The organism is Gracilimonas halophila (genome assembly GCF_042684365.1).
GTDB lineage: Bacteria > Bacteroidota > Rhodothermia > Balneolales > Balneolaceae > Gracilimonas > Gracilimonas halophila.
Window position 1 is genome coordinate 278001 of sequence record NZ_JBHULI010000022.1, and the last position, 5030, is coordinate 283030.

At 44.9% G+C, this 5030-nt stretch carries 6 protein-coding genes; 4 read left to right on the forward strand and 2 right to left on the reverse strand.

Going from position 1 to position 5030, the window contains the following annotated elements; genetic code table 11:
* Positions 1 to 1090: 1090 nt before the first annotated feature.
* A complete protein-coding gene (locus ACFSVN_RS06260; protein WP_390300130.1) occupies positions 1091 to 1264 on the reverse strand; it encodes a hypothetical protein in 174 nt (57 codons plus the stop codon).
* 116 nt (positions 1265 to 1380) lie between these two features.
* Here ACFSVN_RS06260 and ACFSVN_RS06265 point away from each other — a divergent pair, with 116 nt between their 5' ends.
* Both ACFSVN_RS06265 and ACFSVN_RS06270 read left to right on the forward strand, forming a co-directional pair.
* The gene (locus tag ACFSVN_RS06265; protein ID WP_390300132.1) at positions 1381 to 1566 is read left to right on the forward strand and encodes a hypothetical protein; all 186 of its coding nucleotides are present in this window, start codon (positions 1381 to 1383) and stop codon (positions 1564 to 1566) included.
* 3 nt (positions 1567 to 1569) lie between these two features.
* Positions 1570 to 2043, forward strand: coding sequence for a nucleotidyltransferase (locus tag ACFSVN_RS06270; RefSeq protein WP_390300134.1), 474 nt, complete (start codon positions 1570 to 1572; stop codon positions 2041 to 2043).
* A 1644-nt stretch (positions 2044 to 3687) separates the two neighbouring features.
* Here the strand turns inward: ACFSVN_RS06270 and ACFSVN_RS06275 are convergent.
* Positions 3688 to 3870 carry a hypothetical protein gene (locus ACFSVN_RS06275; protein ID WP_390300136.1) on the reverse strand — a complete coding sequence of 61 codons (183 nt, stop codon included), beginning with the start codon at positions 3868 to 3870 and terminating at the stop codon, positions 3688 to 3690.
* Between the two features lie 222 nt (positions 3871 to 4092).
* Between ACFSVN_RS06275 and ACFSVN_RS06280 the strand changes: the two genes are divergently transcribed.
* Together ACFSVN_RS06280 and ACFSVN_RS06285 are read left to right on the forward strand one after the other, a co-directional pair.
* Positions 4093 to 4317 carry an addiction module protein gene (locus ACFSVN_RS06280; protein WP_390300138.1) on the forward strand — a complete coding sequence of 75 codons (225 nt, stop codon included), beginning with the start codon at positions 4093 to 4095 and terminating at the stop codon, positions 4315 to 4317.
* Positions 4318 to 4319: 2 nt separating this feature from the next.
* Entirely contained in the window at positions 4320 to 4616 is a 297-nt protein-coding gene (locus ACFSVN_RS06285) for a type II toxin-antitoxin system RelE/ParE family toxin (protein WP_390300140.1), read from the forward strand.
* The last annotated feature ends 414 nt before the right edge of the window (positions 4617 to 5030 follow it).

Here is a 5030-nt window from a genome sequence, read left to right on the forward strand (position 1 = left end):
ACGAAGGATCTCAATGCTGGAACTGGCTGCAAGCTTACACTTTGAGATCCCTCGTGTTCAATACTCCGGTCCTTAGCAAACCGGTACGCACTCGGGATGACGACGATATTGAGTTTGGGAGATAATTAAGACCTAGATGGTAGTGGTGGCTTCCTCATTTGAGAATCGCGGATTGAACAGATGAATGGATCACGCGGATAGATAACCCCCTTGGATATTCATTATTCCGTGTTGGATATTGAATATTGAACACCCCACCTTAGGTCGTCATCCTGTAAACCTGAAGGATCTTGCATAGCCCGAATCCACAACCCCATCCGACGGCTGATCTAAAGGCCGGGCAATAGAATCTTACCAAGAGCCGTCTGATGGATGGGCGAGGCAGGCTTGGTTGCCCGTATCAACAAAACCCAATCCCAATCCCTGTCCCTTGCCCTCCGGCTCGTCGATACAAATGGAGATGTTATGGCGCCGCCGCAGGGTAAGGGAACTCCTTGGTTAGCATGTAAATTGAATCATCCATCTCAGTCGTCATCCTGAGCGAAGAGGGGTTTAATGTAAGCTTGGGAAGTTTACTACGAAGGATCTCAATGCTGGAACTGGCTGCAAGCTTACACTTTGAGATCCCTCGTGTTCAATACTCCGGTCCTTAGCAAACCGGTACGCACTCGGGATGACGACGATATTGAGTTTGGGAGATAATTAATACATAGGTGGTAGTGGTGGCTTCCTCATTTGAGAATCGCGGATTGAACAGATGAACGGATTCCGCGGATAGATACCCTCCTTGGATATTCATTATTCCGTGTTGGATATTGAATATTGAACACCCCACCTTAGGTCGTCATCCTGAACACTTGAAGGATCTTGCATAGCCTGAATCCACAACCCCATCCGACGGCTGACCTAAAGGCCGGGCAATCCAATCTTGCCCAGAGCCGTCTGATGGATGGGCGGGATAGGATTGGTTGCCCGTATCCACACACCCCACGAAATCCAAAAAAGGAACAACTTTTTTGAATTGATCTCCCCTCAAGGGGAGACTTTTATCTTGGTTAAATTAAAAGCGTAATTTGAAAAGGAATAAGTACTAAAAACCCTCAAGGGAAAGTCCTCCCTTGAGGGAGGTGCCGGACTGAGCGAATGCGAAGTCGGGCGGAGGGTGTGAGAGGTTGCCATGGCCTCGGAGGTTGTAGTAGGCTGCATCCTTTGTGAATCGTGGATCAGGCGGATCAAGGGATTCCGCAGACTGTCCTCCTGACATTCATTGGACTATGTCTTCTATGCTAACAAGATGTTCAGAAAAGGAAAAATGGACATCTTTGGGATAATCAGTTATACTGATTCATACAATTATTAAAATTCATTACAACTACTGTTATGGAACGAATTGTTCATATTGCAAAAAGTCATAAGGAAGCAAGAGATTGGGACATTGAACAAGTGATATCTATGACACCTGAAAAACGCATGGCCATAGCTAAAGAATTGAAAGTTCGTGTTTTTGGAAAATCAGCCAAGGATGTTAGAGAATCCCATCGCTTACAAATGAAGGATGAGAGTTAATAGATGGATTCCAATTATTTTTCCGGGGATACAAAAGAATTCATAAGGCTCTTAGACAAACACGATGTCAAATATATGATCGTAGGAGGGGAGGCGGTTATCTATTATGGGTATCCGAGACTTACAGGTGATGTTGATTTTTTCTTTTCCTCTGAAGATAAAAATGTAGCCATGTTATATGAGGCGTTATCGGAATTCTGGGATGGTAATATTCCGGGAATTGAAAGTATAGATGAGCTTAAGACTCCGGGATATGTGATACAGTTTGGTATACCGCCCAATAGAATAGACATAATGAATTCCATTGATGGGGTAGATTTTGATGATGCTTGGGGAAAGCGTAAAACGGAACATATAGAAATGAATGGGAATGAAGTTCCGGTACATTATTTGGGGTTAGAGCATTTAATAAAGAATAAAGCTGCCTCCGCCAGAGGTAAAGATCTTGATGATTTATCGTACCTGAAGAGATTATAGCTAAAACTATGCTGATCACATCCTGCAAAACCCCATCCGACGGCTGACCTAAAGGCCGGGCAATAGAATCTTACCAAGAGCCGTCTGATGGATGGGTAGAGCTTGGTTGCCCGTATCCACACACCCCACGAAATTCAAAAAAGGAACAACTTTTTTGAATTGATCTCCCCTCAAGGGGAGACTTTAATCGAAGCTAAATCTAAAGCGTAAGTTGATAAAGGCTCAGTAGTAAAAATCACAATAAAAAAGTCCTCCCTTGAGGGAGGTGCCGGACTGAGCGAATGCGAAGTCGGGCGGAGGGTGTGAGAGGTTGCTATGGCTTGGTTATGTTGCTTTTGCCACCCACCCTCACCTTTGTTTCCTCTCCCGGGAGAGGAAGACGCTGTGGTGAGTTTGGATATAGAGTAAAAGCTGTGTTACCATTGGCTGAAATCTTTAATTCAATACAAAAACTACCCAAAGATCTTCCCCGCTCGGGCGGGGATTGAGGGGTGGGTCAAAGGTGCCAAGGCATCAAAAGTAGACTTGTTCGATTATGAGTCCCCATCCGACGGCTAGCCTATAGGCCGGGTAATTTAATCTTGATAGGTGCCGTCTGATGGATGAGGTAGGCTTGGTTGCCAGTATCTGTACTCCTCTTTGTTTCTCCCCTATACTTAGGGGAGAAGACTCCTTGGTTAGTTTGGGAGGTAGTTAAGGCATGGATGGTTGTGGTGGCATCCTCGTTTGAGAATCGCGGATCAGGTGGATGAATGGATTACGCGGATACATAACCCACTTGGATATTCATTATTCCGTGTTGGATATTGGATATTGAACACCCCACCTTAGGTCGTCATCCTGTAAACCTGAAGGATCTTGCATAGCCTGAATCCACAACCCCATCCGACGGCTGATCCAAAGGCCGGGCAATAGAATCTTACCAAGAGCCGTCTGATGGATGGGTGAGGCAGGCTTGGTTGCCCGTATCTGCGAAGGGTTGATCGAGTGCATCCCATTGCAGATTTGTTAGTGGTAAACCCTTCGCTTGGGTAATGGAAGGCATGGGTGGTAGTGGTGGCTTCCTCATTTGAGAATCGCGGATTGAACAGATGAATGGATCACGCGGATAGATACCCTCCTTGGATATTCATTATTCCGTGTTGGATATTGAATATTGAACACCCCACCTTAAGTCGTCATCCTGTAAACCTGAAGGATCTTGCATAGCCTGAATCCACAACCCCATCCGACGGCTGATCCAAAGGCCGGGCAATAGAATCTTACCAAGAGCCGTCTGATGGATGGGTAGAGCTTGGTTGCCCGTATCCACACACCCCACGAAATTCAAAAAAGGAACAACTTTTTGAATTGATCTCCCCTCAAGGGGAGACTTTTATCTTGGTTAAATTAAAAGCGTAATTTGAAAAGGAATAAGTACTAAAAACCCCCAAGGGAAAGTCCTCCCTTGAGGGAGGTGCCGGACTGAGCGAATGCGAAGTCGGGCGGAGGGTGTGGGAGGTTGGATTTGAACTGGTTTGCCTGTATCAACAACCCCATCCGTCTTCCCTTTCGCAAGGGGAAGGAACTCTTTGGTGGCTGTGGTGGCCGCATCATATAAACCATGCTCCTGATTAAAGGATCACCATGATGGGTAAAAATGTATTATCCCCCAAGTTGCCGGGAGCCCGGTTGCCCAAAACCCGCGAAGCCCTGAACGGCTTCGCTTGTGTACGGGAAGGCATGAGAGGTTGTGACAGGCGTGTTTGATTCACTTCCATATTCGATATTCAACAATCCCTCCATCCCCGTTAAAAAACAATCACTCAAAACTAATATGCTGTTCACCTATATCTTTCTTATTTTCAATTCTTCAAAAAAGATCATGCAGACACACAGAGTTTTGACCGTCGGGGAAAGAACGTATAAAGAATAGAGAACTCATGATTCAGAATTCTTTTCGTCGTCCGTCCTCCGTCTAAAAAACCAACTTAAAACTTAATCAATCGGCAACACTCAGTAATAATATTTATAAAATCATACATTGCATCAAAACAAACGATGATGGATATGAGAAAAAAAAATGAGCTTTTAAAAGAAGCATTAATGCTGGAGCCCAAAGAAAAAGCAAACATGATCGAGGCACTTTTGAAAAGCCTGGATACTCCGGATGAGGCGATGGATGCATTATGGAAACAAGAATCTGAAAGCAGAATAGATGCCTATGAGAAAGGGGCTTTAAAGGCAGTTTCAGTTCAAGAAGCCTTTGCCAAATACAAAATAGATGCCGATTGAGCATGGAGATTCGCTTATTAAATGTTGCTCAGCAGGAAATGGATGAGTCTTTTGAATTTTATGAGGAACAAATGGCCGGATTAGGGCATGATTTTCTTGCAGAAATACTGGCAACACTTAAAAGGATTAAACAGAATACTGAGGCTTGGACTCCATTTTCTGACCACACCCGAAGATGTCTGGTGAATCGTTTTCCATATGGGATTGTGTATCAAGTCCGGATAGATGAAATTTTAGTGGTGGCCGTTGCCCATTTACACAGAAAACCAGGCTATTGGGAAAACAGGATAGAAAAGTGATGAAATGCAGCGTTAATTCATCGACCCCATCTGACGGCTGATCTAAAGGTCAGGTACTCAATTCTCACAAAGAGCCGTCTGATGGTTGGATTAAGGCCTGGGTGGTTACGGCAAGTGCATCATTTCGAACCGGGATTTTTAGGATTAATGGGATTACCAAGATTAAACCAAGTCATTCTGAACCCATGAAGGATCTGCACAAACTTTTAGTAATGGCTGAAATCTTTAATTCAATACAAAAACTACCCAAAGATCTTCCCCGCTCGGGCGGGGATTGAGGGGTGGGTAAAAGGTGCCAAGGTCAAGCTACGTTGCCCCTGCCACCCAACCCTCACCTTTGTTTCCTCTCCCGGGAGAGGAAGACGTTGTGGGAGAAATGGGAAGTGGTTAAGACTTGGGTGGTTACGGCAAGTG